Origin of the sequence: Streptomyces tyrfis, from assembly GCF_037034285.1 — a bacterium.
Classification (GTDB): Bacteria; Actinomycetota; Actinomycetes; order Streptomycetales; family Streptomycetaceae; genus Streptomyces.
Genome location: NZ_JBAGJZ010000016.1, coordinates 70,968 through 97,713, shown reverse-complemented (window position 1 = coordinate 97,713; position 26,746 = coordinate 70,968). Strand labels below are relative to the sequence as shown.

At 74.0% G+C, this 26,746-nt stretch carries 22 protein-coding genes and 1 pseudogene; 17 read left to right on the top strand and 6 right to left on the bottom strand.

Translation table 11 applies throughout. From position 1 onward, the window contains the following. Positions 1 to 210 precede the first annotated feature (210 nt). From WA762_RS15000 to WA762_RS14980, 5 genes are all read left to right on the top strand, one after another. Entirely contained in the window at positions 211 to 1,812 is a 1,602-nt protein-coding gene (locus WA762_RS15000; protein ID WP_335936173.1) for an ABC transporter substrate-binding protein, read from the top strand. A gap of 23 nt (positions 1,813 to 1,835) precedes the next feature. Then, positions 1,836 to 2,801, top strand: coding sequence for an ABC transporter permease (locus WA762_RS14995; RefSeq protein WP_335936245.1), 966 nt, complete (start codon positions 1,836 to 1,838; stop codon positions 2,799 to 2,801). Further along, positions 2,794 to 3,651 carry an ABC transporter permease gene (locus tag WA762_RS14990; RefSeq protein ID WP_335936171.1) on the top strand — a complete coding sequence of 286 codons (858 nt, stop codon included), beginning with the start codon at positions 2,794 to 2,796 and terminating at the stop codon, positions 3,649 to 3,651. The genes WA762_RS14995 and WA762_RS14990 overlap by 8 nt, the downstream gene beginning before the upstream one ends. Positions 3,652 to 3,743: 92 nt before the next feature. Continuing rightward, entirely contained in the window at positions 3,744 to 4,661 is a 918-nt protein-coding gene (locus tag WA762_RS14985) for an ABC transporter ATP-binding protein (protein ID WP_335936243.1), read from the top strand. Next, positions 4,654 to 5,370, top strand: a complete 717-nt coding sequence (locus WA762_RS14980) for an ABC transporter ATP-binding protein (protein ID WP_335936169.1) — start codon at positions 4,654 to 4,656, stop codon at positions 5,368 to 5,370. The genes WA762_RS14985 and WA762_RS14980 overlap by 8 nt, the downstream gene beginning before the upstream one ends. A 125-nt stretch (positions 5,371 to 5,495) precedes the next feature. Here the strand turns inward: WA762_RS14980 and WA762_RS14975 are convergent, their stop codons facing one another. Both WA762_RS14975 and WA762_RS14970 read right to left on the bottom strand, forming a co-directional pair. Further along, positions 5,496 to 5,900, bottom strand: a complete 405-nt coding sequence (locus WA762_RS14975; RefSeq protein ID WP_335936167.1) for a DUF4180 domain-containing protein — start codon at positions 5,898 to 5,900, stop codon at positions 5,496 to 5,498. After that, the gene (locus WA762_RS14970; RefSeq protein WP_335936165.1) at positions 5,897 to 6,328 is read right to left on the bottom strand and encodes a helix-turn-helix domain-containing protein; all 432 of its coding nucleotides are present in this window, start codon (positions 6,326 to 6,328) and stop codon (positions 5,897 to 5,899) included. The genes WA762_RS14975 and WA762_RS14970 overlap by 4 nt, the downstream gene beginning before the upstream one ends. 377 nt (positions 6,329 to 6,705) lie before the next feature. Between WA762_RS14970 and WA762_RS14965 the strand changes: the two genes are divergently transcribed. Together WA762_RS14965 and WA762_RS14960 are read left to right on the top strand one after the other, a co-directional pair. Further along, entirely contained in the window at positions 6,706 to 7,647 is a 942-nt protein-coding gene (locus WA762_RS14965; RefSeq protein WP_335936163.1) for a phosphatidylinositol-specific phospholipase C/glycerophosphodiester phosphodiesterase family protein, read from the top strand. Between the two features lie 109 nt (positions 7,648 to 7,756). Continuing rightward, complete coding sequence (locus WA762_RS14960; RefSeq protein WP_335936161.1) at positions 7,757 to 7,951, top strand: hypothetical protein; 195 nt, start codon at positions 7,757 to 7,759, stop codon at positions 7,949 to 7,951. A gap of 39 nt (positions 7,952 to 7,990) precedes the next feature. Here WA762_RS14960 and WA762_RS14955 read toward each other — a convergent pair. The 4 genes and pseudogenes from WA762_RS14955 to WA762_RS14940 form a co-directional block, all read right to left on the bottom strand. Continuing rightward, positions 7,991 to 8,521: pseudogene (locus WA762_RS14955) on the bottom strand (alpha/beta fold hydrolase); the annotation flags it as partial. Between the two features lie 174 nt (positions 8,522 to 8,695). Next, on the bottom strand, positions 8,696 to 9,058 hold the full coding sequence (locus WA762_RS14950) for a DUF779 domain-containing protein (RefSeq protein ID WP_335936159.1): 363 nt from the start codon (positions 9,056 to 9,058) through the stop codon (positions 8,696 to 8,698). Positions 9,059 to 9,254: 196 nt separating this feature from the next. After that, on the bottom strand, positions 9,255 to 9,953 hold the full coding sequence (locus WA762_RS14945; RefSeq protein WP_335936157.1) for a response regulator: 699 nt from the start codon (positions 9,951 to 9,953) through the stop codon (positions 9,255 to 9,257). Beyond that, positions 9,950 to 11,554: a sensor histidine kinase gene (locus tag WA762_RS14940; RefSeq protein ID WP_335936155.1), complete on the bottom strand. Its 1,605-nt coding sequence runs from the start codon at positions 11,552 to 11,554 to the stop codon at positions 9,950 to 9,952. The genes WA762_RS14945 and WA762_RS14940 overlap by 4 nt, the downstream gene beginning before the upstream one ends. A 220-nt stretch (positions 11,555 to 11,774) precedes the next feature. Between WA762_RS14940 and WA762_RS14935 the strand changes: the two genes are divergently transcribed. From WA762_RS14935 to WA762_RS14890, 10 genes are all read left to right on the top strand, one after another. After that, positions 11,775 to 12,590 carry an ABC transporter ATP-binding protein gene (locus tag WA762_RS14935; protein WP_335936153.1) on the top strand — a complete coding sequence of 272 codons (816 nt, stop codon included), beginning with the start codon at positions 11,775 to 11,777 and terminating at the stop codon, positions 12,588 to 12,590. After that, positions 12,580 to 13,461 (top strand): ABC transporter permease, encoded by an 882-nt coding sequence (locus tag WA762_RS14930; RefSeq protein WP_335936152.1) that lies wholly within the window; start codon positions 12,580 to 12,582, stop codon positions 13,459 to 13,461. The genes WA762_RS14935 and WA762_RS14930 overlap by 11 nt, the downstream gene beginning before the upstream one ends. Before the next feature lie 166 nt (positions 13,462 to 13,627). Next, complete coding sequence (locus tag WA762_RS14925; protein ID WP_335936150.1) at positions 13,628 to 14,659, top strand: ABC transporter substrate-binding protein; 1,032 nt, start codon at positions 13,628 to 13,630, stop codon at positions 14,657 to 14,659. A gap of 473 nt (positions 14,660 to 15,132) precedes the next feature. Further along, a complete protein-coding gene (locus WA762_RS14920; RefSeq protein ID WP_335936148.1) occupies positions 15,133 to 16,167 on the top strand; it encodes a pyridoxal-phosphate dependent enzyme in 1,035 nt (344 codons plus the stop codon). A 2-nt stretch (positions 16,168 to 16,169) separates the two neighbouring features. After that, the gene (locus tag WA762_RS14915; RefSeq protein WP_335936146.1) at positions 16,170 to 17,399 is read left to right on the top strand and encodes an MFS transporter; all 1,230 of its coding nucleotides are present in this window, start codon (positions 16,170 to 16,172) and stop codon (positions 17,397 to 17,399) included. 58 nt (positions 17,400 to 17,457) lie between these two features. Next, positions 17,458 to 18,531 carry an ornithine cyclodeaminase family protein gene (locus tag WA762_RS14910; protein ID WP_335936144.1) on the top strand — a complete coding sequence of 358 codons (1,074 nt, stop codon included), beginning with the start codon at positions 17,458 to 17,460 and terminating at the stop codon, positions 18,529 to 18,531. Positions 18,532 to 18,542: 11 nt separating this feature from the next. Continuing rightward, entirely contained in the window at positions 18,543 to 19,358 is an 816-nt protein-coding gene (locus WA762_RS14905; protein ID WP_335936142.1) for a class I SAM-dependent methyltransferase, read from the top strand. Beyond that, positions 19,355 to 22,660, top strand: a complete 3,306-nt coding sequence (locus tag WA762_RS14900) for an amino acid adenylation domain-containing protein (protein ID WP_335936141.1) — start codon at positions 19,355 to 19,357, stop codon at positions 22,658 to 22,660. Before WA762_RS14905 ends, WA762_RS14900 begins: the two co-directional genes overlap by 4 nt. Continuing rightward, on the top strand, positions 22,657 to 24,411 hold the full coding sequence (locus tag WA762_RS14895; RefSeq protein ID WP_335936140.1) for a non-ribosomal peptide synthetase: 1,755 nt from the start codon (positions 22,657 to 22,659) through the stop codon (positions 24,409 to 24,411). Before WA762_RS14900 ends, WA762_RS14895 begins: the two co-directional genes overlap by 4 nt. Continuing rightward, positions 24,408 to 26,678, top strand: coding sequence for a M20/M25/M40 family metallo-hydrolase (locus tag WA762_RS14890; RefSeq protein ID WP_335936138.1), 2,271 nt, complete (start codon positions 24,408 to 24,410; stop codon positions 26,676 to 26,678). Before WA762_RS14895 ends, WA762_RS14890 begins: the two co-directional genes overlap by 4 nt. Positions 26,679 to 26,746 lie beyond the last annotated feature (68 nt).

Here is a 26,746-nt window from a genome sequence, read left to right as displayed (position 1 = left end):
CCCGCCGCCGGAATCACGGAACGTCCCCCGCCCCGACCGGCCGTGAGGAACGCCCGGCTGCCCGGAGGGAGTTGGGGCCGGGAGCGGCCTGAAGCGCGCCCCCGGCCCGCCGTCCGACGCCGGGCCGGGTACCGCGCACCCCTTTACCTGCTGTTTAATTGCGACGGATTCGCAACAACAGTCGATCTTCAATAAGGGGTGTGCAGAGTGATGACGGGCCGATCGATACGGGGAGCGGTCGTCGTGACGCTGGCGACCGCGCTGTCGCTGACCGCGGCGGCCTGCTCGAAGCCGGGCGGCTCGGACGGCGGCTCCGGTTCGGGCGCGGGCGACTCGGCGGTGGTGGGCATCGCCTACGAGCCCGACAGCCTCAGCCCGCTCCTGGGCTACGGCAAGGACGGCAACTCCAAGATATTCGACGGGCTGCTCACCCTCGACGCGGACATGAAGCTGCGGCCCGCGCTGGCCACCGCCCTGCCCGAGGTGAGCGCCGACGGACTGACGTACACGTACAGGCTCCGCAAGGGCGTGAAGTTCAGCGACGGCAAGCCGTTCGGCGCCAAGGACGTCGTCTTCACCTACCGCACCATCCTGGACCCGAAGACCAACAACGCCTCCCGCACCGAGCTCGACGCCGTGAAGAGCGTCGAGGCGACCGGGGACGACACCGTCGTCTTCCACCTCAAGTACCCCTACGCGCCCTTCGCCCACCGCACCGTCCTGCCCATCGCCCCGGAACACGTCGCGGCCGGACAGGACGTCAACACCGGCGGCTTCACCACCCACCCCATCGGCACCGGCCCCTACCTCCTCACCAAGTGGTCCAAGGGCGAGAAGCTCAGCTTCCGGGCCAACCCCGATTACTGGGGCGGCGCGCCGAAGGTGAAGAAGTTCACCATGGTGATCATCAAGGACGACGACGTGCGCGCCACCCGGCTGCGCTCCGGCGAGCTCGACGGCGCCATCCTGCCGCCCAACCTGGCCAAGGGCTTCGCCGCGGACGCCGGCATGAAGAGCTACGCCGCCACCACCTACGACTACCGCACCGTGACCCTCCCCACCCACAACAAGGTCACGGGAGACACCGCGATCCGGCGCGCGCTCGACGTCGCCGTCGACCGGCAGGCCATGGTCGGCTCCATCCTCAACGGAGCGGGCAAGCCCGCCTACGGGCCCGTCCCCACCGACAGCGAGTGGTTCGCCAAGGGCACCGAACGCCCCCACGACCTGGCCGCCGCGAAGAAGATCCTCGACGACGCCGGATGGAAGCCCGGCAAGGACGGCGTCCGCGTCCGCGACGGCGTGCGCGCCGCGTTCCCGCTCTGGTACCTCACCGGTGACAAGCTCCGCCAGGACCACGCGCTCGCCTACGCCTCCGACGCCAAGAAGGCCGGCATCGACATCACCACCGAGGCCGGCACCTGGGAGGTCATCGAGCCCCGGATGAAGCAGGACGCCGTCCTCGCCGGCGGCGGAGCGCCCGCCGACCCCGACTTCGACCAGTACCCCATGCTGAAGTCCTCCCTCGCGGGCGACGGCTTCAACAACATGGCGTGGTACGAGAACAAGACGGTCGACCAGGCCCTCGAACAGGGCCGCAGGAGCGGCGACAAGGCCGCGCGCAAGGCCGCCTACGACACCGTCCAGCGCGAACTGGTGAAGAACCCCGGCTACACCTTCCTCACCCACATCGACCACCTCTACGTCGTGAAGGACCGCTTCGGCGCCCTCACCACGCAGGTCGAGCCGCACGACCACGGCCTCGCCACCGGCCCGTGGTGGAACGTCGAGGACTGGACCCCGAAGAAGTGAGCCACCGCCTCCCCTGGGGGCCGATGGGCAGGATGGCGGGACGGCGGGCGCTGCTCGCCCTCCCCGTCCTCGTCGTCGTCACCTTCGGCGTCTTCGCCGTCGCCGCGGCCTCCCCCTTCGACCCGGTCAAGGCCTACGCGGGCACCGCCGGGCTCACCGCCTCGCAGGAGAACCTCGACCAGCTGCGGGCCAACCTCGGCGTCGACCAGCCCCTGGTGACCCGCTGGTGGAACTGGCTGACCGCCGCGCTCCACGGCGACCTCGGCGACTCCAGCGTGATGCGCCAGCCCGTCGCCGACGTCATCGGCGAGCGTCTCGGCTGGTCCGTGCTCCTCGCCGGGACCGCCTTCGTCGTCGCCATCGTGCTCGGCACCGCACTCGGCGTGCTCGCCGCCCGCAGGCCCGGAGGCCTGGTCGACCGGTGCGCCGGATCCGCCGCGTACACCCTCGAAGCCGCCCCCGCCTTCTGGCTCGGGCTGCTCGCCATCTGGTTCTTCGCCCTGAAGCTCGGCGCGCTCCCGGCCGGCGGCCTCACCGACCCGGCCAGCGACACGGTCACCTTCGGCCAGGTCGTCGCCCATCTGGTGCTCCCCGCCGCCGTGCTCGGCATCTCGCAGCTGCCCTGGTTCTTCCTCTACGTGCGCCAGGGCGTCGCCGACGCGCTCGACGAGGACCCGGTGCGCGGCGCCCGCGCCCGCGGACTGCGCGAACGCACCGTGCTCCTGGGCCACGCGCTGCGCTCCGGGATGCTGCCGATGCTCACCCTGATCGGCTCCCGCGTGCCCGAACTCATCACCGGCGCCCTGCTCGTCGAGACCGTCTTCAGCTGGCCGGGCATCGCCGCGGCCACCGTGCAGGCCGCCACCGCCGTCGACTTCCCGCTGCTGGCCGCGCTCACGGTGCTCGCCACCGTCGCGGTCGTCGTCGGCAACCTGCTGTCCGACGTGCTGTACGCGCTCGCCGACCCGAGAGTGGGCTTCGATGGCTGACACCGTTCTCGGATCCTCCCGCCGCACCAGCCGCCGCGTCCGGCTGTACACCTCCGCCGGGATCGTCGCCGCGGTGCTGCTGGCCGTCCTCCTCGTGCCCCCGCTGGTCCAGCTCGACCAGCAGGCCGTCGACCTCTCGGCCCGGCTCCGGCCGCCGTCCTGGGAACACCCGTTCGGCACCGACGACGTCGGCCGCGACCTGCTGCTGCGCTGCGTCTACGGGCTGCGCGTGTCCCTGCTCGTCGGCGTCGTCGCCGGACTCACCGCCACCGTGGTCGGCACCGCCGTCGGCGCGCTCGCGGCGGCGGCGGGGGGCTGGACCGACCGCCTCGTCATGCGGCTCGTGGACACCTTCTCCTCCGTGCCGCATCTGCTCCTCGGCATCTTCATCGTCGCCATGTTCCGGCCCGGCATCGGTCCGGTCATCGTCTCCATCGCCCTCACCCACTGGCTGTCGACCGCCCGGATCGTCCGCTCCGAGGTGCTCTCGCTGCGCTCCCGCCCGTTCATCGACGCGGCGATCTCCGGGGGCGCCTCCCGGAGCCGGGTCGTCGTCCGGCACCTGCTGCCCGCCGTGCTGCCGCAGGCGGGTCTCGCCGCGGTGCTGATGGTGCCGCACGCCATGTGGCACGAGTCCGCCCTCTCCTTCCTCGGGCTGGGACTGCCCACCCACCAGGCCAGCCTCGGCAACCTCGTGCAGACGGCGCGCGGCTCGCTGCTCGCCGGGGACTGGTGGCCGACGCTCTTCCCCGGCCTGTTCCTGATCGTCCCCACCCTCGCCCTGGCGGGCCTCGCCAGTGCCTGGCGGGAACGGATCAATCCGCGCCGCCGATCGGAGCTGATGCTGTGACCACCACCCGGCGACCACCGGCCCCGGACACCGGGACCCCGGACCCCGTGGCACCGGTCCTCTCCGTACGCGGGCTCACGGTCCGCTTCCGGATGCGCGGCGGCCGGCACGTCGCGGCCGTCACCGACGCGCGGTTCGACCTCGCGGCGGGGGAGTGCCTGGCGCTGGTCGGCGAGAGCGGCTGCGGCAAGTCCGTCCTCGCCTCCGCGCTGCTGGGACTGCTCCCCGGCAACGCGGAGACCGGCGGCTCGGCGGTGCTCCGGGACGGCACCGACCTCCTCGCCGCCGACGAGAAGACCCTCGCCCGCACGGTACGGGGCCGTCGTGTCGGACTCGTGCCGCAGAGCCCCGCGGCCCACCTCACCCCCGTCCGCACCGTCCGGGCCCAGTTGGAGGAGACTCTCCGCGAACTGACCGGCACCCGGAGACCGGAGCTGCGCGCCGCCGCGGAACGGGCCGCCGAACGCGCCGCGTTCCCGGCCGGCCACCTGGACCGCTACCCGCACGAACTCTCCGGCGGCCTCGCCCAGCGCGCCGCCACCGCGCTCGCCCTCATCGGCGACGCCCCGCTGCTGCTGGCCGACGAACCGACCACCGGACTCGACCGCGACCTGGTCGAGCGGACCGTGGACGAACTGCGCCGCCACACCGACGACGGCAGAGCCCTCCTGATCATCACGCACGACCTGGCGGCCGCCGAGCGGATCGCCGACCGCGTCGCCGTGATGTACGCCGGACGCATCGTCGAACTCGCGGACGCGGAAGGGTTCTTCGGGAAGCCGGGGCCCCGCCACCCGTACGCCCGGGGCCTGCTCGACGCCCTGCCCGAGCGCGCCTTCGCGCCGATCCCCGGAATGCCCCCGGAACTCGGGGCGCTCCCCGACGGCTGCGCGTTCGCGGCCCGCTGCCCGCGCGCCGACGACCGCTGCTCCGTACCGCCCCCGTTCGACGGCCGTCTCGCCTGCCACCACGGTGCGCCGGCGGACGCGGAGGAACCCGCCCGTGCTTGAGCTCACCCGCATCACCGCCGGATACGACCGCCGCGCCCCCGTCGTCCGTGACGTCTCGCTGACCGTCCGGCCGGGCGAGTCCGTCGGGCTGCTGGGCCCGAGCGGCTGCGGCAAGTCCACCCTGGCCAGGGTCGCCGCCCTGCTGCACCGGCCGGACGCGGGCACGCTCGTGCTCGACGGCACACCGGTACGGGGCTGGCGCCACCGCGCCCCGAGGGAGCAGCGCACCGCCGTGGGCGTGGTGTTCCAGCAGCCCAGGCTGTCCGCCGACCCTCGGCTCAGCCTGCGCGAACTCATCGCCCAGCCGCTGCGCGCGACCGGCCGCCGCGCCGAGGCGCCGGGCCGGGTGGCCGAGCTGGCGCCGGCCGTCGGGCTCACCGCCGAGCTGCTGGAGCGGCGTCCGCACGAGGTGAGCGACGGCCAACTGCAACGCGCCTGTCTGGCCAGGGCGCTGGTCCTGCGGCCGCGCTGGCTGATCTGCGACGAGATGACGGCGATGCTCGACGCCTCGACGACCGCCGCGCTGGTCGCGGTCGTCGAGGACTACCGCCGCGAGTCCGGGGCCGGGCTGCTGACCGTGGGCCATGACCGGGTCCTGCTGGAACGCTGGTGCGACCGCACGGTCGGCTGGGCGGAGATCAGCGGGCCCGGGGGGTCCGCCCCGGCGGACGCGGAGCACGGGCCGACGGCCGGGCGCCGGGCCGGGTGACCGCCCGGTCCCCGTAGGGGCCGTACGGCCTGCCCGTTCCCGGCCTGCTCGTTCCCGGCACCGCCCGTCTCCGGCCCGGCCGTCCGGGAACGGGCGCGCCCGCCGCGAGCCGCCGTACGCCGTCGTCAGCCCCCGGCGAGTCTGGCGCCCAGGGCGTCGATGTCGGGGAGGAACCAGAGCTGGGCGCCCCGGTTGCTCTCGCGGACGAAGTCCCGCAGCGCCCCGCCGGCCTCGGTGTGCCGGGAGATGTCCCCGACGACGGCCAGTCTCAGGCGGTAGTTGGCGAACTTCTGGACGATGCCGCCCGCGACGCCCGTCCGCAGCCGGAAGAAGTCGTCCGTCAGCCGGGCGGCGGGCACCACCACCCAGGCGGCCTCGTGGTGGAACGCCGTGCCGATCAGGTCGAGCGCGTCCTGCTCGTCGCGCAGCGGCGCGCCGTCCGCCGCCCGGACGAGGACGGGGACGCCCGAGAGGTGCTGGAGCGTGTCGGGGGCGGGACGGTCCTCCGCCGACGCGTGGATGCCGCTCATTCCGGTTCCTCCATGAGGGAGTCGATGATCTTCAACAGGTCCGCCGTGGTGGCGAGTCCGCCCAGGACGACGATCTTGAGGGTGGCCCGCTCCTCGTCGTAGACGGTCTCCACGCGCAGGGGGCCGTCGCCGTCCTCGGGCCGTCGGCCCTGGGCGACCGCCATGACCAGATTGGTCAGGCGCATGGTCTCCTCGGGGCCGATCGCGTCGATCCGCACGATCCCGGAGACCTCGGTGTGGCGGGAGCGGCGGGCCGGGGCGGGGGCGGGCACGCCGGTGAACGCCTCCAGGTCCTCAACGTTGATCCGGTACTGCCTGCCGACCCGGGTCGCCCGCAGCCGCCCGTCCCGCACATAGCCGCGCACCGTTCTCACGTGCAGCCCCAGCAGGCCCGCCACCTGTTCCACCGAGTAGTAGAGCTGCCGCATCCACGCCGTCCCGTTCTCGCCGTCATGCCCACGTTCGGGAGCTTGATGTCCCTCAACGTACATGAGAAAGGGAAGTCCAGGGTATTTGAGGGAGTTCTGTGACAGAGGGAGGCGGGGCACCGGGGGCGTCGCGCGAGCAGGCCGCCGACCGCGGGCGCGGCCTCGTACGGCCGCGGCGACGGCGATCGACATCCGAGCGACGGATCGGTCAACTCTTCGGGAACACAGGCAAGTTGACGATGTTCAGGGCGCATACTCGGTCGCGGCCGATCCGTCCGGACCTTCCCGCCCGACCAGTCCGGACCACCGCCCGGACCGTCCGGGCCGCCGGCCGACCGCACTTCGTTCCCGGGTACCCGACGACCTACGGAGATCCCATGGCGTTCCCGACCCGCCGAAGCGTCCTCACCACCGCACTCGCCACCGCGGCCACGAGCGCGGTGCTGCCCCTCCGGGCGGCCGCCGCCACCGGGGCAGCCGCCGCGCCATCGGCCGGGGACCGCCGGGGCCCGCGTCCGCTGCGCCGGGCCCACGCCCACAACGACTATCTGCACCCGCGCCCGCTGCGCGACGCCCTCGACCACGGCTTCACCAGCGTCGAGGCGGACGTCTTCCTCGTGGACGGGGACCTCCTGGTCGCCCACGAGGCCGCCGCGCTCGACCCCGCCCGCACCCTCCGCTCGCTCTACCTCGACCCGCTGCTGGCCCGGGTCCGGGACAACCACGGCACGGTCCACCCCGGCCACCGCGAACCGCTCCAGCTCCTCGTCGACATCAAGACCGACGGAGCGGCCGCCTACCTCGAACTCGACCGGCAGCTCGCGCGGTACCGGACGATGCTGACGTCCTGCCGCGACGGCCGGGTGCGCCCCGGCGCCGTCACGCCGGTCGTCTCGGGCGACCGTGCGGCCCGCGCCCCGATGGCGGCGCAGCGCACGCGGTACGCCTTCTACGACGGACGGCCCGACGACCTCGGGGGCCCGGCCCCCGCCTCCTTCATCCCGCTCGTCAGCGGCAGTTGGACCGCGGAGTTCGGCTGGCTGGGCGCGGGCCCCTTCCCCGCGGCGGAACGGCGCAGGCTGCGTTCCCTCGTCGACGCCGCGCACCGCGACGGCCGGCGCGTCCGGTTCTGGGCCACCCCGGACGCCGCCGGGCCGGAGCGCGAGGCCGTATGGTCCGAGCTGCTCGCCGCCGGGGTCGACCACCTCAACACCGACGACCTGGCGGGGCTGGAGCGCTTCCTGCGCACCCGCGGACGGCAGCCACGCGACGAGGGGATCCGCCCCGGCGGCGGAACCCGTGCTCCCCTGGGGGCGTGACACCCGGTCAACACCCGGATGGCGGACACGCCAGTCCGCCGGACGGCCTCCCCGCTGCGTCACACTGGCGGCCGAATGCCGCATTCCGGCGCGGCGGAGGAGGTTGGCCATGGCCATTTCGATCTCGATGGTGCTGCTTCTGCTGATCCTTGCGGTGATCTTCCTCCGCAACGGCGGACTGAAGATGTCGCACGCGCTGGTCTGCGCCCTGCTCGGGTTCTTCCTCGCGAGTTCGAGCATGGCGCCGACGATCCAGGACGGCCTGACGGCGACGGCCGAGGTCGTCGGCAGTCTGGGGCCCTGACGCCCCGTGCGACCGGTGTTCCCCGGGCGGGGCGCGCGCTCAGCCAACGGCGGCGCGCACCTGCGGGGACCGCAGCCACGCGGTGAGGAGGCGGTTGACGTCGGCGGGGCGCTCCTGCTGGATCCAGTGCCCGCAGTCCCGCAGGACATGGGAGGAGACCAGGCCCGGCAGGGCGGCCGGGAAGTGCGCGATCGCGTCGGCCGCCCAGGCGGACGACGGGTCCGCCGTACCGCCCGGCGTCATCGCGTCGGCGGACGGCGCGGCGTGGAACCCGGCCGGCCGGCCGCGCACATCGGGCTCGATCTCCGCCTAGGCCCGGCCCGGCGTCTGGAAGAGGCTCACGTAGAACTCGCCGACGCCCCCGATGCGGCGGAAGACGTCGGTGGGCCGGGGACCGCCCCGGGGCATGTACGGGACGCCGAGCAGAGCCACCGAGGTGAACACGTCGGGCCGCGGCGGCGCACTGCCGGACGCGAGGGTCGCACCCCAGTCGTGGCCCACGATCGCCGCGATCCGTTCCCCCGGCGCCCGCACCACGCCGACGTGGTCGGAGACATGGGCGGCCATCCGGTCGCGGGCGTCGCGCCCCCAAAGGAAATTCCCGTCATGGCAAACACCGGCGAACATCGGCCGACGCCGGGGGCACGGGAAGAACCGGTGCGCGCCCGCCGCACCATGACGCGCCGCGCCGCGGCCGTCCTCCGTACGGCCGGGCGTGCCCTCCCGCCGGGGTGCGTCGCGCGCTCACCGGTCGACGAGCCGCGAGCGGATCAGGAACCGCACCCCCTCCGGAGCCTCCAGCGAGAACCCGCTGCCCCGCCCCTCCACCACGTCGACGATCAGCCGGGTGTGCGCCCACACCTCGAACTGGCTCCGGGAGATCCAGAACGGGACGGCCTCCGGCACCCCGTCGACCCGGAGCGAGGCCAGCAGCACATCGGAACCGCCCGTGCGGAACTCGCCGTCCCGGTAGCACATGGGCGCACTGCCGTCGCAGCAGCCGCCCGACTGGTGGAACATCAACGGGCCATGGGCCGCGCGCAGCCGGCGCAGCAGACCGGCGGCCGCCTCCGTGAGCTCCACGGCGGCCGCCCCGGACGGGCTCATCGCAGCGGTCCGCGGCCGGGACCCGCGGGCGCGCACCGGAACGACGGCGGACGCCCGGCGGTCCGCCGGTTCGTGACAGGTCGGTTCATGGAACGGTCCCTCCACCTCTCGGAGCGAAACGGGACGGGCCCTTCGCGCGGAAACGGGAGCGGCCCCGCGGAAGAGCCGGGGAACGGGCGGCACGGGCGCCGTCCGCTCAGCCGGTCCGCGCCCACGCGTAGCGGTGTTCGGGCCGGCCGGTGTCACCGTACTTCAGACTGAGGCTGATGCGGCCGGCTCCTTCCAGGTACTTGAGGTACCGCTGGGCCGTGGAACGGCTCAGGCCCGTCCGGGCGGCGACCTCAAGGGCGGACAGCGGCTCCTCGGCCGCCGACAGCACATGGCGGATGACATCGGCCGTGGGAGCCGAATGCCCCTTGGGCAGATCCGTGCCCGTCCCCGTCGCCGAGGTGCGCAGGGCGGCGAAGATCTGGTCGACCTGCTCCTGCTCCGCCTCGCCGTGCCCGCGGCCCACGCCCTCAAGGGCGCGGCGCAGCGCCGCGTAGCTCTCCAGCTTGGCCCGCAGACCGGCGAAGCTGAACGGCTTGACCAGGTACTGCAGGGCGCCGTACCGCATCGCGGTCTGCACGGTCGACACGTCGCGCGCCGCGGTCACCATGATCACATCGGCCGGATGGCCGCGCTGGCGCAGCCGCCGCACCAGCGTCAGCCCCGTCTCGTCGGGCAGATAGTGGTCGAGGAGGACCAGATCGGCATGGCCGTGCTCCAGGAACGCCAGCGCCTGCGCGGCGGTGTGCGCCCGCGACGCGACCCGGAACCCGGGGACCTTCGCCACGTACGCGGCGTTGATCTCCGCGACGCGGAAGTCGTCGTCCACCACCAGGACATCGATCATCGCAACTCTCCCACTTCGGTCGGCGGCCGGACGCCGAGCGCCTCGGGCAGGACGACGGTGAAGACGGCGCCGCCGCCCGCCCGGGCGGTGACGCGGGCCGCGCCACCGTAGCGCTCGGCCAGCCGGCGCACCAGCGCCAGACCCAGGCCGCGCCCGCGGTGCGCGGGGGACTCCTTGGTCGACCAGCCCTCGGTGAAGATCCGCTCGCGCATGCCGGGCGGGACCCCGGGGCCGTTGTCGCTGACCCGGAGGACCGCGGTGGGGCCCTCGGCGCGCACCTCCACCTCCACCAGCGTGGCGACGTCCAGCGCGTTGTCGATGAGATTGCCGAGGACCGTCACCAGGTCCCTCGGGTCCACCACCGCGTCCGGCAGCCCGGAGTTCGGCGACACCCGCAGGGACGCGCCGCGCTCCGCCGCGATCGCCGACTTGCCCACCAGCAGCGCCGACAGCAGTGGGTCGTTCACGCGCTCCGCGACCTGCTCCGCCGAGGCCCGGTGCCCGTCGCTCACCTCCGCGACGAACTCCCGCGCCGCGTCGTGCCGGCCCAGCTCCAGCAGCCCCAGCAGCGTGTGCAGCCGGTTGGCGTGCTCGTGGTCCTGGGCGCGCAGCGCGTCCAGCAGGCCGTGCGTCGCGTCCAGTTCACGGCCGAGCAGCTCCAGCTCGGTGCGGTCGCGCAGGGTGACGACGGCTCCGCCGTCCCCCGTCGGCATCCGATTGGCGATCAGCACCCGGCCCCCGCACACCGTGATCAGGTCGGCGCCGTCGACCCGCCCCGCCAGCACCTCCGCCGTGCGGCCGGGCGGCAGCACATCGCCCAGCGTCCGCCCGACGGCGTCCTGGCCCAGCTCCAGCAGCCGCTGCGCCTCGTCGTTGAGCAGCCGGATCCGGCCCCCGGCGTCGAGCGCCAGGACCGCCTCGCGGATGCTGTGCAGCATGGCCTCGCGCTCGTCCAGCAGCGCGGAGATGTCGGCGAACGCGAGCCCGTGGGTGCTGCGTCGCAGCCGCCGCGAGACGGCCCAGGCGGCCAGCACCCCCGCCGCGAGCGCCGCCCCCGAGTGGAGGAGCAGACTGGGAATCGCCGCCAGCAGCCGGTCGTGGACGCCGTCGTACGCGATGCCCACCGACACCGCGCCCACGATCCGCCCGTCACCGCCGCCGTCGCGCAGCGGCACCTTGGCGCGCGCCGAACGGCCCAGGGTCCCGTCGTCGATCTGCATGATCTCCCGCCCGGACAGGGCGGTTTTGGGGTCGGTCGAGACATGCCGGCCGATCCGGGAGACGTCGGTGTGCGACCAGCGCACGCCCCGGGTGTCCATGACCACGACGTACAACGCCTTCGTGGCGCGCCGGATGTGCTCCGCCCGGGTCTGCACCGGGCCCGCGGGATCGGGGGCGGTGGTCGTCAGATCCCGCGCCAGCCCCGGCTCCGCGGCGGCGGTCTGGGCGATGGAGAGCGCCTGGCGCATCGCCTGATCGTCGAGCTGACGCCCGAGCGGGGCCAGGAACAGCCCGGTGACGAGCATGATCACACCGGTGGTGAGGACCACCTGGATGAGCAGGACCCGCGCGGAGACCCGGCGGGGCCAGTGAAACCGCATGCGCTCGTCCTCAGCCTTCCGCCACCCGTGGGAACCCGGTGTTCCGTTCCGTCCTCGCGTGAACGCAACGTAGACGCCGCCGTCGCCCGTGACCAGCCCCCGTCCGGCATTCGCCGCCCGGGCGTGAGCAGAACGAGCAGAACCGCGGATTATGGGCAGAAGCCGGAGTTGTGGGCGCAAGGCTGCCCGCCGCGCCGGGCCGCGCCTAGCGTCCCGGCCCATGAGCAGCGAAACGAGCCCCGCCATCGAACTGCGGGGGGCGAGCAAGGCGTTCCGGACTCCGTCGGGGGCGCTCCACACCGCCGTACGCGACCTGGACCTCACGATCGGGCGCGGCGAGTTCGTCGCCGTGGTGGGACCCACCGGGTGCGGCAAGTCGACCACCCTGACCCTGGTCAGCGGCCTGGAGGAGCCCACCGAGGGGGAGGTGCTGGTGGGCGGGAAGCCGGTGCGCGGGATCGACGACAGGATCGGCTTCGTCTTCCAGCAGGACGCCGTCTTCCCCTGGCGGACGGTGCTGTCCAACGTCATGGCGGGCCCGCGCTTCCGCGGGGCGCCGAAGCCCGAGGCCAGGGCCCGGGCCAGGGAATGGCTCGGCCGGGTCGGACTGGCCTCCTTCGAGGACCGCTACCCCCACCAGCTGTCCGGCGGCCAGCGCAAGCGCGTCGCGCTCGCGGCCACGTTCGTCAACGACCCCGAGATCCTGCTGATGGACGAGCCGTTCTCCGCGCTCGACGTGCAGACCAGGGCCCTGATGTCGGACGAGCTGCTGGACCTGTGGGCCGGCACCGGGGCCTCCGTCGTCTTCGTCACCCACGACCTGGAGGAGTCCATCGCCCTGGCCGACAAGGTCGTGGTCATGACCGCGGGACCGGCCACGGTCAAGGAGGTCTTCGAGATCGACCTGCCCCGCCCCCGCAAGGTCGAGCAGGTGCGCCTGGAGGCCAGGTTCGTGGAGATCTACCGGGAGATCTGGTCCTCGCTCGGCGAAGAGGTCCGCATCACCCGCGAGAGGGGTGCGCACGATGCCGCCTGAGACCGACGCCACTGCCACTGCCGCCACCGCCGCCACCGCCGTCGCGAGGACCGACCGGTCCGGGGCGCGGGCGCGGACCGCCCGCAGGCGCGCGTATCTGGTCCTCGGGAGCCGGGCCGGGGTGCTCCTCGCGGTCGTCGGGCTGTGGGAATGGCTCGCCCGCACCGAGGTCATCGACCCGTTCAACTTCTCCATGCCGTCGAAGATCTGGGACCAGATCCGCACCTGGGTCGTCGACGGCACCGCCCAGGGCTCCCTCTGGGAGCAGATCTGGTACACCCTCCACGAAGCGCTGCTGGGCTGGGTCATCGGCGTGGTCGCCGGGGTGCTGCTGGGCATCGCGCTGGGCCGGGTCCGCTTCGCCGCCGACGTCCTCGGCCCGTACATCAAGGTGCTCAACGCCCTGCCGCGCATCGTGCTCGCCCCGATCTTCCTCATCTGGTTCGGGCTCGGTCCGGCCTCGAAGGTCGCCTCCGCGGTCGTCCTCGTGTTCTTCCCGGTGTTCTTCAACGCGTTCCAGGGAGCCAGGGAGGTGGACCGCGCCCTCGTCGCCAACTCCCGCGTCCTGGGCGCCGGGGACCGGCAGGTCACCCTTCATGTGGTCATCCCGTCGGCCACCTCGTGGATCTTCACCAGCCTGCACGTGAGCTTCGGATTCGCGCTCATCGGCGCCATCGTCGGCGAGTACATCGGCGCCACCAAGGGGCTGGGTCTCCTGGTCGCCGCCTCCCAGGGCACGTTCAACGCGGCCGGCGTCTACGCCGCCATGGCGATCCTCGCGGTCGTCGCGCTGCTGGCCGAGGGCCTGCTGACCTTCCTGGAGAAGAAGCTGTTCCGGTGGAAGCCGGCCGATGCCGGCGCCGCCCGCTGACGGCCGCCGCGGCGGGCCGGGCGCGGGGCCCCGCCCGCCCGTCCGGCGCCGCGCCCCCTGCCCTCCGGGACCGCCGGACCGCGACCCCCGGGGCCCCGCCCGCCCGGCTTCCGGCCTCCGATTCCCGACCCCCTCACCTTCGGCCCTTCACAAGGACGTGAACCAGATGCGCACATCCCTCCGGCTCCCGGCCGCCGTCGCCGCCGGCGTGCTCGCCCTGACCACCCTGACCGGCTGCGGCGGCTCGGACTCCGCCTCCGGCGGGGACGGCACGGTCAAGATCATGGTCGGGGGCCTGGACAAGGTCATCTACCTGCCCGCGATGCTGACCGAACGGCTCGGCCACTTCGAGGACGAGGGCCTGTCCGTCCAGCTCCTGACCGAACCGGCGGGCGTCCAGGCCGAGACCGCCCTGGTCTCCGGCGACGTCCAGGGCACGGTGGGCTTCTACGACCACACCCTCGACCTCCAGGTGAAGGGCAAGGAGGTGGAGTCCGTCGTCCAGTTCTCCCACGCCCCCGGCGAGGTCGAGATCGTCTCCGCCGAGGCGGCCGACGACATCACCTCGGCCAAGGACTTCAAGGGCAGGAAGCTCGGGGTGACCGGCATCGGTTCCTCGACCGACTTCCTGACGAAGTACCTCGCGGTCAGCAACGGCGTGAAGACCAGCGAGTTCACCCCCGTGGCGGTCGGCGCCGGGCAGACGTTCATCTCCGCGCTCCAGCAGGGCCACATCCAGGGCGGCATGACCACCGACCCCACGGTCGCCACCGTCCTGGACAAGAAGATCGGCAGGATCCTCGTCGACATGCGCACCCCGGAGGGCTCCAGGCAGGCCCTCGGCGGGCTCTACCCCTCCTCCAGCCTCTACATGCGGACCGACTGGGTCGACGGCCACAAGGACACCGTGCAGAAGCTGGCCAACGCCTTCGTCAGGACGCTGAAGTGGATGTCCACGCACAGCGCGGACGAGATCGCCGCGAAGATGCCCGCCGACTACGCGCAGGGCGGCGGAAAGGCCCTCTACACGCGGGCGATCGAGAGCACCCTGCCCATGTTCACCACGGACGGCGTCATGCCGCCGGACGGTCCCGCCACCGTCGAGCGGGTCCTGAAGGCGTTCAACCCGAACCTGAAGAACGCGAAGGTGGACCTCGCCAGGACGTACACCACCGAATTCGTGAAGAAGGCCCGCTGACCACCACCGGGTTCGCGAGGAACGCCCGCCGACCGCGCGGTCATACCCCGCCGCCGACGGAACCCGGCCGTCCGGACACGGACGGCCGGGCCGCCGCCTGTCGCCGCCTGCCGCCGCACCGGGACGCCCGGCCGGCGGCGACCGTCCCGCACGGCCCCGGAACCGGACGCGCCGGCCGACGCGCCACGGCGTGTCGTGGTCCGGAGACGTAGCCGAACCGGCCATTTCGACGTACCCGCCGCACCCCCTGCCCGGCCGACCGCCCGCGAGGACCCCGGCCGGCACCGGCATCGGACCAGGCGCATACGGAACGGCGACGGCGCGTCAAGCGCGGTTCTCGCCAACGACGGCGAACGCCCCGGCGAACGGCATGGTGACAGCGGGGCGCGCCCGCCTAATGTCTGAGGGCGCACAGCGAGGCATCCCGGCCGGGCCACCGGAAGGGCCGACGACCATCGCACAGGGGGGAAGCAGTGCCGCCCGTCCCATCCGTCCTCGCGCGGACCATTCGCCGCACTCCCTTACTCCTCCTGGACGTCGCCCACCGCGGCCGGGTGCGGCGTCTGGGACTGAAGCTCGAAGAACACGGCCCCACCGGATCGGTGAAGGACCGCAGCGCCGTCGCCCTGTTACGGGCGCTGCACGACGAACGGCCGCTCACCCCCGGCACGGTGGTGGTGGAATCCACCTCCGGCAACCTCGGACTCGCCCTGGCCCGGCTGCTGCCCGCCATCGACTGCTCCTTCCTCGCCGTGGTCGACCTCAAGACCCCGCACGCCACGCTCCGCACGCTCACCGGGAGCGGCGCCCGCACGATCGTCGTCGACGAACCGGACGGCCAGGGCGGCTACCTGCTGAGCCGGCTGCGCACGGTCCGCGAGCTCTGCGCGCGCAACCCCGGATACCGCTGGCCCGACCAGTACGGGAACCAGGCGTCGCCCGACATCCACCGCCGCACCACCGGCCCCGAGATCACCGAACAGGCCGGCCCCGCCCTCGACGCGGTGTACGTACCGGTCTCCACCGGCGGCACCCTCGCGGGCATCAGCGCCCATCTGCGCCGGCACCGCCCCGGCGTCGCCGTGGTCGCCGTGGACGTGAACGGCTCGACGGCCGTCTCGGGCAGCACCGGGCGCCGGCTGATCCCGGGCATAGGAGCCAGCCGGCCCTCCGCCTTCCTCAAGGCCCCGGGCGCCTACGACCGCGCCGTACGGGTCGACGACGTCGAGGCGATCGCCGTCTGCCGGATCCTCGCCGAGGACACGGGCGTCACGCTCGGCGGATCCAGCGGCTGCGCCGTGCGCGCGCTGCTCGCCGATCAGGACGACGGCCGCACCGGCGCCGGGCTCGCCGTCTGCCTGGCCGCCGACGGCGGCGAGAAGTACCGCGACACCCTCTACTCCGACGACTGGGCGGACGAGCAGGGCATCGCGAAGGAGATCGCCGCGGCCGTGGAACGGCTGCGCCGCGAGGGCCTCTTCTTCGACAGGAAGCACCAGGAGCACTGACCATGGGCACGAGCACCACCACCCCCGCCCGGCAGGAGGCGGGCACCGGTTTCCGGCAGTTCCTGCCCCTGGTCCAGGGCGCCGCGCTGATCGAGTGGACCGGTACGGGGCTGTTCCTCGCCGTCTCGACCATCTACTTCGTCAAGGTCGCCGGCCTCAGCACCTCCTCCGTCGGCGCCGGCCTGACGATCGGCGGGGCCGTCGCCGTCGTCGCCGCCGTCCCCCTCGCCCGGCTGGCCGGGCGCTTCGGGCCGAAACCGGTGCTCATCGGCGTGATGCTGGTCCGCGCCCTGGCCACGATCGGCTACCTGTGGGTGGACGGCTGGTGGACCTTCCTCCTGGTGGTCTCCCTCATCGCCGTCACCGAGCAGTCCTCGCCCCCGCTGGTCCAGTCGTACGTCGGCGCCCGGGCGCCCGAGAGCCTGCGCGCCAAGGTGATGGCCGTGCAGCGCACCGTCGTCAACCTCGGCATCAGCCTGGGCGGTCTGATCGCCGGGGTCGCGCTGGGGTCGGGCGCCCCGGACGCCTTCCGCCCGCTGCTGATCGGCGGCGCGGTCGCCTATGTCGCGGTGGCCGGGGTGTACGCCACCGCGCGGGGCGAGGAGGCCGCGGCGGTCGTCGGCGACGACCGGGTCGCCCCGCTCCTCAGGGACCGACGACTGCTCGGCTTCACCGCGTACAACGCCCTGGTCTCGCTGTGGATGCCGGTGCTCAACGTGGCGTTCCCGCTGTGGCTCGTCACCGAGACCGACGTGCCCGAGCGCTACGTGGGCATCCTGTACGCCGTCAACACCGTGCTGTGCATCGCACTCCAGTACCCCCTCAACCGCTGCTACGGCACCACCCGGCGGGCCTGGTACTCGTACGCGGCCGCCGCCCTGCTGCTCGGGGGCGGTGCCCTCGCCTTCGCCGCCGCGCCCGGCTTCGGCCGCACCGGCGCCCTGCTGGTGCTCGGGGCCGCGGTCGTCCTCCTGACCTTCGCCGAACTGCTCCAGGTCGGCGCCTCGTGGACGCTGTCCTTCGAACTCGCGCCGCAGGGCGCGCGCAGCGCCTACCTGGTGCTGTTCAACACCAGCCGCACCGTCGCCAACCGGGTCGCCGGCCCGGTGCTCATGACCGGCGTCGTCCTCGCGCTCGGCACGACCGGCTGGATCGCGCTCGCCTGCGTGCTGCTGCTGGGCGCGCTCGTCCCCCTCGCGGTACTGCGCGGGCCCCGCGCCACCGCCGGCTGAACCACCCCGCACGTCTCTCCGCCAGCATCGGACCTCACGTCAAGGAGCCCCGCCCGCCATGGACTTCGAGCACTACCCCGACAGCCACTTCCGCTATCTGACCCGCGCGGACGTCATCGAGGCCGCCCGAGGCGTCGACATCGTGACGGCGGTGGCCGAGGCGCTCACCCTGCACTCCGCCGGACGGTCGGTCCTGCCCGAGGAGGCGTACCTCGGCTGGACCACCCCGGAGGGCGACCAGGCCCGGCTGCTGGCCATGCCCGGCGCGCTTGTCCAGGACGGCCGGCCGCCGGTCATCGGCATGAAGACCATCAACGCCTCGATCGGCAACCCCGGGCGCGGCATCCCCCGCTCCCAGGGCTTCACCCTGCTCCTGGACCCGGAGACCGCGCGCCCCCGCGCCCTGATGGAGGCCGCCTACATCAGCGCGATGCGCACCGCCGCGGTCACCGCCCTCGCCGTCCGCCACCTGGCGGTGCCGGAGCCGCGCGCACTGGCGCTGATCGGCTGCGGGGCGCTGGCCCAGGCGCATGTGGCGCTGCTCGTGGACACCGTGCCCAGCCTGCGCCGGATCACCCTGTACGACGTGGCGCCCGACCGCGCGAAGTCCGTCGCCGCGTACGCCGCCTCGCTGCCCGGGGCCGCGCGGATCGAGACCGTCCTCGCCCAGGACCCGAGACAGGCCGTGCGGGACGCCGAACTCGTCGTCCCCGTCACCACGGTCACCGAGGGCTACATCGAGCCCGACTGGCTCGGCCCGGGCGCCCTGGTCTGCCACGTCTCGCTCGACGACCTCACCGAGGCGGCGGTGCTCGCGGCGGGCACGGTCGTCGTCGACGACTGGAGCCTGGTCCGCGACGACCCGCGCCGGCTGCTGGGCCGCATGCACCGGGCCGGCACCCTGCTCGGCCCCGACGGCGCGCCGCGCGAGGGCGTCACCGCGCGCCCCGGCGCCCGCCGCGTCGACGCCACCCTCGGCGACGTGCTGGCCGGCCGCCACCCGGGCCGCCGCGACCCGCACGAGACCGTGATCAGCAACCCGTTCGGCATGTCGATCCTCGACGTGGCCGTCGCGGACAGCGTCCTCGCCCGCGCCGAAGCCGCCGGCCTGGGCGCCCGGCTCACACTCTGAAGGGGATCCGCATGACGATCGACCGGAACGTCCAGGAGATCAACCGCACCATGTGGTCGTACGGCGAGTACCGGCACGTCGCCGACCTGCTGCGGCCCGGCGCCGAGGAACTGGTGGCGCGCCTGGCCCCGGGACCGGGCACCGGCCACCTCGACGTCGCCACCGGCAACGGCAACGTCGCCCTGCTCACCGCTCTGCGCGGCTGCGCCGTCACCGGACTCGACCTCACCGACGAGTTCTTCCCCGACGCCCGCGAACGGTTCGCGCGGGCCGGCGTCGAGGTCGCGCTGCACCGCGGCGACGCCCAGGAACTCCCGTTCCCCGACGCCTCGTTCGACCTGGTGACCTCCACCTACGGAATCCAGTTCGCCCCCGACCACGCCGCGGCTTCGGGCGAGCTGGCCCGGGTGCTGCGCCCCGGCGGCCGGATCGGGATGTGCAACTGGACGGCACGCAGCTGGACCGCCCACTTCCAGGAGATCCTCTCCTCCTACTTCCCCTCGCCCAACGGGCACCAGGGACAGCCCATGCTCTGGGGCTCCCCGGACTACCTCGCCGAACTGCTCGGCCCCGAATTCGACGTCACCTCCGAACGCCGGGAACTCTTCTACCCGTTCGCCGCCGCCGAAGATCTGGTCGCCTTCTTCGAGAACTGCTTCGGCCCCTGCATCGCCGCCAGGAACACCATCTCGCCGCCCTCCCGCTGGAAGGAACTGCGGGCCGAGATGGCCGAGATGACCGAGCGCTTCCACACCACCGACGAACGCGGCACGGGCGTGCCCGTCGAGTACCTGCTCGTCGTCGCGGAGAAGAAGGCGGCCCGGTGACCGGCGTACCCGAGCACTACCCGCCGCTCCCGCTCGCCGAAGGCGCCCGGGACGCCGCCGTCGCCGCCGCGCTGACCCGCGAGGAGCCCTACGAACTCGGCGAAGGGGTGTACGCCTACGTCGAACGGCACGCGGCCGCCCACCCGGACCGCACGGCGGTCGAGGACGGCGCCACCGTCCTCGGCTACGCCGCCCTGGCCGACCGGGCCCACCGCCTGGCCGCGCACCTGGCCGCCACCGGGGTCTCGGCGGGCCGGATCGTCGCGGTCGGCGGCCGGCGCGGCGCGGACGTCGTCACCGCCTTCCTCGCCCTGGAACTGCTGGGCGCCGTCTACCTGCCCCTGGACACCGGCTGGCCCGCCGCCCGCGTCGAGTCCCTGCTCACCGACAGCGGGGCCGCCCTCCTGCTCACCACCGGCGGACCGGAGGACGGCGGCGAACTCGTCAAGGGAGCCCGCGCCGCGGGCGTCCCCGCCACGACCCCGCGCCCGGCGGACACCGCGTACACCCGCCCCGCCCCGCCCGCGCCCGACGAGGTGCGCTACGTCCTCTACACCTCCGGCTCGACCGGCCGGCCCAAGGCCGCCGTCGTCGAGCACCGGGGCATGCTCAACCACCTCTGGGCCAAGATCGACGACCTCGGGCTCACCGCCGACGACCGGCTCGCCCAGACCGCGCCGCTGGCCTTCGACATCTCCGTCTGGCAGATGCTGGCCCCGCTCCTCGTCGGCGGCCGGGTCCAGATCCTCGACGACGAACAGGCCCAGGACGGCGCCCTGCTGCTGGCGGAGGTGCGGCGGCGCGGCACCACCGTCCTGGAGACGGTGCCCACCCTGATCCGGTTCCTGCTCGACGCCCACGACGGCGAGGGGACCCGGCCCGGCGCGCTGCGCTGGATGATCGCCACCGGCGAGGAACTGCCGCCCGCCCTCGCCACGCGCTGGCACGACACCCTGCCCGGCATCCGGCTGCTCAACGCCTACGGTCCCACCGAGTGCTCGGACGACGTCACCCACGCCGTGCTCGGCCGCCCCGGCCCCGGCGTCCGCCACCTGCCCATCGGCTCGCCCGTCGGGAACGCCGACCTGTACGTGCTGCGCGCCGAGGACGGGCGGTGGCACGCCTGCGCCCACGGCGAGACCGGGGAGCTCTTCGTCGGCGGACTCGTCGTCGGCCGCGGCTACCTCGGCGACCCGGAGCGCACCGCCCGCTCCTTCTTCACCGACCCCTTCGGGGACGGCGGAGGCCGCCTCTACCGCACCGGGGACGCGGTGCGCGTCCTGCCGGACGGCCAACTGGAGTACCTGGGCCGGATCGACCGGCAGGTCAAGCTCGGCGGCGTGCGCATGGAACTCGCGGAGATCGAGGCCGTGCTCGGCGGCCACCCCTCCGTCGCGGCCTGCGCGGTCACCGTCCACACCCCGGACGACGACGGCGCCCTGGTGGCCCGCGAGAGCGCCCACACCCCGCGGGCCGCCCCGCAGCCCCGCCTCGTCGCCTACGTCACCACCACCGACGAGGTCCCGGACGCCGTGCTCCGCGCCCACCTGGCCGAACGGCTCCCCGCGCCGATGGTGCCGCACACCTTCGTCGCCCTGCCGGGCATCCCGCTCACCCGGAACGGCAAGACCGACTACCGGGCGCTCCCGGCGCCTCCGCGCCGCACCCGCCCCGACGACCGCCCCTACACCCCGCCGCGCGACGGGACGGAGACCCGGATCGCCGGCCTCGTCGCCGGAATCCTCGGCACCGGACGGGTCGGCCGCGACGACTCCTTCCTGGCCCTGGGCGGCGACTCGCTCCAGGCCATGCGCCTGGTCGCGGCACTGCGCGCGACCGGGTCGACGGCCGGCCTGCGCGACGTGCTGCGCGACGGCAGCCCCGCCGCGCTCGCCGCGCTCGCCGACCCCGGCCGCCCCCACGAGCCCGCGCGGCGCCCCCGCCCGGACACCGCCGACCCGGACGCCCCCCGCACCCGCGCGCTCACCCCGCAGCAGGCCGGGGTCTACTTCCACTGGCGGCTCGACCCGCTCAGCCCCTACTACAGCTACCAGGGCTCGCTGGAGCTGGACGGCCCCCTGGACGTGCCCCGGCTGGCCCGCGCCTGGCAGCAGCTGCTCGCCGAGAACCCGCAGCTCCTCGCCCGGTTCGCGGAGACCGACGAGCCCGGCGGGCAGGAAGTGGTCCAGCACTACCCGCACTGGGACGTCCCGCTCTCCGGCCTGGCCCGCGACATCACCGAGGAGGCCTTCCGCGCCACCGCGACCCAGGAGGCGGCCCGCCCCTTCGACCTGCTGACCGAACCTGCCCTGCGCGCCGCGCTGTTCCGGCTGCCCGGGGGACAGCACCGGCTGCTCGTCACCATGCACGAACTGCTCCTCGACGGCTGGGGCGCCACCGTGCTCTTCCAGCGCCTCGCCGAGCTCTACGAACACCGCCCCGCCGCCCCCGACCCGGAACGCGCCACCCGCTACGACCGCTACCTGGACCACCTGGAGGCCCGGCTGGCCACCGAGGAGGTCGCCGAGGCGGGGGAGTACTGGCAGCGCCGGCTCGCGGGAGAGCTCCCGCCGCTCCAGATAGCGCGCAAGCCGCGGCCCGCCGCCCCCACCTACCGGGGCGGCATCACCGAGGCGGTCCTCGACGAGGAGCTCACCCGGCGGCTCCACACCACCGCGCTGTCCGCCTCGGCCACCGCCTTCGTGCCGCTGCTGGCCGCGTACGCGTTGGCCCTGAGCTACTACGGCGACGCCGACGAGGTGGTCGTCGGAGCCCCGATGGCCGGCCGGGAACGGCCGGAGGCCGCCGAGGTCCCGGCGTTCACGCTCGCCATGCTGCCGCTGCGGCTGCCCGTCGACCCGTCCGCGACCCTCGCCGAGTTCACCGCGCGGGTCCGGGAGACGGTGTACGACGCGTACGCCGCCGCCGAGTACCCGTTCTCCTGGACCCTGCGAAGGCTGCCCGCCGCCTCCCGCAGCTCCTCGGCGACGCCGGTCTTCCAGACCATGCTGAACATGCTCCCCTACCCGGCGCGCGCCACCGCCGCCGCGGGCGTCGGCTTCCGCTTCGTCGAACTGGACACCGGCTTCACCAAGTACGACTGCGCGCTGTACGTCCAGCCGCACGGCGCCGGCCGGCTGTTGCTCCAGTACGCCCACCAGCGGGACCTGCTCGACGACCCGGCCGCCCGCGACGTGCTGGAGTCCACTCTGATCGCCCTGCGCGCCCTGACCGACCCGGAGCGCGCGGCCCGCACCACCATCCGTTCCCTCGACCTGCTGCCCGGAGGCGACCACCGATGACCTCGCCGACCCTGCTGGAACGCTTCGCCGAGCAGGTGGCGGCCCGCCCCCGGGCCGTAGCCCTGCGCCACGCCGGCACCAGCCTCAGCTACCGCGAACTCGACGACTGGAGCGGCAGACTCGCCGCCCGGCTCGTCGCGGCGGGCGCCGGACCCGGCACCCTGGTGGCGCTCGCCGCGCAGCGCGGCCCCGCCGCCGTCGCCGGCGTTCTCGCCGTGCTCAAGGCCGGTGCCGCCTACCTGGGGCTGGACCCCGCGATCCCCGTACGGCGCCAGCGCCGCATGGTGGAGGAGACCGGGCCGCGGTGCGTGCTCGCCGAACCCGGGCTCGACCAGTTCCCCACCCTGGACGCCCCCCGCGTCGTCCTCGCGCCCCTCGCCGACGGGCCGCTGCACCAGGCGCCCGACGAGGAACCCGGCGACGACGCCCTCTTCCACGTCGTCTACACCTCAGGCACCACTGGGAACCCCAAGGGCGTGCGCATCAGCAGGCGTTCGGTCCGCGGCCGGCTGGAGTGGATGTGGCGCGACCACCCGTTCCCGCCGGACGCGGTGCTGGCCGTGCAGAAGTCCCTCGCCCTCGTCGCCTCGCCCTGGGAGATACTGGGCGGACTGCTCCGGGGCGTCCCCTCCGTCGTGCTCGGCGCCGACGAACTCCTCGACCCGGTCCTGTTCGCCGCCGCCGTCCACCGGGAGCGGATCACGCACCTCTTCCTGACCCCGCACCTGATCGCCGGCCTGCTGGAGGAGAGCGCGAAACAGCCGGACCGCCACCAGCCCGTCCTCGTCACCAGCGGCGCCGACACCCTGCCCGTCGGCACCGTGCTGCGGTTCCGCGAGGTCTGGCCCGACGCCACCCTGCTGAACCTGTACGGCATGACGGAGACCGCCTCCAACGTCGCCGCGTACGACACCGCCCGGCTGCCCGAGGACGCCGAACGCGTCCCCGTCGGCAGCCCGGTGGCGGGCGCCTCGCTCACCGTCCGCGACCGGCTCGGCCGCCGCCTGCCGCCCGGCACGACCGGCGAGGTGTGGGTCTCCGGGCCGCCGCTCGCCCTCGGCTACCTCGGCGGCGACGGCGACGACCGCTTCCGCACCGACGACGACGGCGTCCGGCACTACCGGACCGGCGACCGGGGCCGGTGCCTCCCGGACGGCGCACTGGAGATCACCGGACGCACCGACAACCAGATCAAGGTGCGCGGCTACCGCGTCGAACTGGAGGAGATCGAGGCCACCCTCCGCAAGGCCCCGGACGTCACCGAGGCCGGGGCGTACGCGGAGGCCGACGACGGCGAGCCCCGCATCGTCGCCTGCTTCACGGCCGACGAGCGGACCGACCCCGCCGCACTGCGCGGCCACCTGCGCGACCGGCTGCCCGACTACATGCTGCCCGCGCGCGTCCAGCAGGTCCCCACCCTGCCGCTGACCACCAACGGCAAGCTCGACCGCACCGCCCTGCGCGCCCTCGTGGACGGCATCGGACAGGAGCGGACGACTGGGTTCACCCCGGCCGACGCCACCGAGACCGCGGTCGCCGCCCTCTGGGAGGAACTGCTCGGCGCGCCCCCGGCCTCGGCCGACCAGAACTTCTTCGACGCGGGCGGCCACTCCCTGCTCGCCGTCCGGCTCGCCAACCGGCTGGCGGCGACGGCGGGACGCCGCGTACCCCTGCGCCGCATCCTCGGCGCGCCCACCGTCACCGGCATCGCCGCACTGTGCCGCGAGACCCGGCAGGAGGACCAGGCATGAGCACCCCCTGGCTGACCGTCACGGAGACCGGGCCGCGGGACGGGGACGCGCCCGGCACCCTCGCGGTCTGCTTCCCGCCCACCGGCGCCCACGGCTCGACCTTCGCGAGCTGGCGCGGACTGCTGCCCGGGAACACCGCGCTCGGACTGGTCACCCCGCCGGGCCGCGGCACCCGCATCGACGAGGAACCCGTCGTCGACATGGCCGACTACGCGGAAGCGGTGGCGGCCGAGGTGCGCGCGGCGCGCGGCGGCCGCCGACTGGTGCTGATCGGCGTCAGCCTCGGCGCGCTGCTGGCCTACGAGACCTGCGCCCGGCTGCTGGAGGCCGGAGTGCCGGTGGCCCGGCTCTGCGCGGTGGCCGGGCAGTGCCCCGGCGACTTCCACGGCGACGGCGGCGACGTCACCGTCGAGGACGCCCGCGCGTTCGTCGCCGGGACCGGGCTGACCGATCCCGAACTCCTGGCCGACCCCGAGTTCGAGGAGGTGCTGCTGCCTCCCGTCATCGCCGACCTGCGGCTGGCCGGACGCTACGACGGCGGCCTGACCGCCGTCCCCGAGGTCGAACTGCGCGCCGTGTGGGCCACCGAGGACCCGCACGTGGCCGAGGTGACGGTGCGCCGCTGGGCCGACTGGACCCGCGGCGCGTGCACGGTGCTGTCCGTCGAGGGCGGCCACTACGCCCACCAGGAGAACCCGGGCGCGGTCGTCTCCGCCTGCCTGGACGGCCTTCCCGCCACCCGCCCGTCACGCCGCTCGGTCCTCGGCGCCGGCGCGACGGCCGTCGCCGGCACCCTGCTGGGCCTGGGCGCGGCCACCGCCGCCGCCCCCCGCGCCTCGGCCGCCCCCGCGGCGGCCCGGGCCTCCTTCGACGGCGACCCCACCGACCCCGTGGCCCTCGCCGTCGCCATGATCCGCCAGGACACCAGCAACCCGGGCGACGGCGCGCTCACCGAACCGTACGCCCGGATGCTCCAGGAGATCTTCCGGTCCGCCGGGGTCGCCACCGAGATCGTGCCCACCCCCAAGGACGGCAACGTCCACTTCTTCGCCCGCGTCCCCGGCAGCGGGAAGGACCGGAGGAAACCCCTGGTCCTGCTCGGCCACTCCGACGTCGTCCCCGCCACCGGCGACACCTGGACCACCGACCCGTTCGCCGCCGAGATCAAGGACGGCAAGCTGTACGGGCGAGGCTCGCTCGACATGAAGGGCGTCAACGCCGCCTTCGTCGCCGCCCTGCTGCGCCACGTCCGCGAGGGCGCCGCATTCGACCGCGACATCGTCTTCTGGTCCGACTGCGACGAGGAGCAGGGCCCCTACGGGGTGCGCTGGTTCCTCACCGAACACCCCGGCAGGGTCGAGGCGGGCGCGGTCGTCACCGAGGGCGGCTGGGTGCTCGACCAGCGCGACGGCGTCACCCCCATGATCGCCACGCTCACCTGCAACGACAAGCGCTCCCTGCTGCTGCGCCTGGAGACCTCCTCGTACGCCACCCACACCTCCAAGCCGTTCACCGGACAGGCCGTGATCCGGCTGGGCGAGGTGCTGGAGCAACTGGGGGAGTGGCGGGCCCACATCCGGCCCAACGCGCTGTCCCGGCGGTACTTCGCCGAACTCGCCGAGGCCACCGCGGACCGGCAGCTCGCCGAAGCCGTCCGGCAGATGCTCGACGCCCGCGGCGAACCGGAACGGGACCGGGCCGGCGAGGCCGTGATCCGGCTCAGCGAGACCCCGGAACTGCACAACGCGATGCTGCGGACCACCCTCGCCTTCACCTCGGCGCGGTCCGGCTACTACCCGAGCATCGTGCCGGGCACGGCGACCGCCGAGTTCCGGGCCGCCTTCCTGCCCGGCGCCGACGACCCCGGCCGCGTCGTCGCCGAGCTGCGCTCCCTGATCGGCAACCGGGCGACGCTGACCGTCGTCGGGAACCCCGGCGAGAGCGAACAGGAGGCGCTGGACCGGCTGCGCGGCTATCTGGCCACGCCCGACTCCACGTCCGACACGGACGTCTTCCGCGCCTGGCAGACGGCCGTGCGCCGGACGCACCCCGGAGTACGGGCCACCGCCTGCCAGTTCGAGGCGGTGACCAGCGCCGTTCCCTTCCGGGAGCAGAACATCCCCGTCTACGGCATGTATCCGTTCACGGTGAACCGGGACATGCTCAAGCGCATGCACGGCACCGACGAGCACATCGGCGTCGAGGCCCTGCGCCGCGGCACCGAGACCGTGTACCACCTGCTCGCCGGACTGCGCACCGACGGCTGATCCTGACCTGACCTGACCTGACCTGACCTGACCTGACCCGGACCGCCGCGCGGGCGTACTTGGCCGCT